This is a genomic window from Corynebacterium sp. HMSC056E09, from assembly GCF_001813425.1.
Lineage (GTDB): Bacteria > Actinomycetota > Actinomycetes > Mycobacteriales > Mycobacteriaceae > Corynebacterium > Corynebacterium hesseae.
In genome coordinates, this window is record NZ_KV812510.1 from 1 (window position 1) to 295 (window position 295).

The 295-nt window shown below is 49.8% G+C and carries 1 protein-coding gene; it reads left to right on the forward strand.

What is annotated here, in order from left to right; genetic code table 11:
* Positions 1-295 (forward strand): IS3 family transposase (locus HMPREF2912_RS08300; protein WP_148139416.1); only part of this gene is annotated, 295 nt, incomplete at both ends.

Sequence of the window (295 nt, forward strand, 5' to 3'; positions counted from 1 at the left end):
CAGCATTTTACGATGATGTTGACCGAAAGATTCATCAGATTTGGAAAGACTCCGATGAGGTTTATGGTGCTCCTCGGATCACCGCAGAACTTACCGAGCGCTACCACATTTCGCTTAACCGTAAGACTGTGGCGAAGCGGATGCGCATGATGGGCATTGAAGGGATTTCACCGCGTGCCTTTGTCCCGGTGACAACGATTCAATCCAAGCGTAAGTCAACTCTTCCTGACCTGGTCAAGCGCATGTTTGATACTGGTGAGCTCAACCGGGTGTGGATGTCGGATATTACCTACCT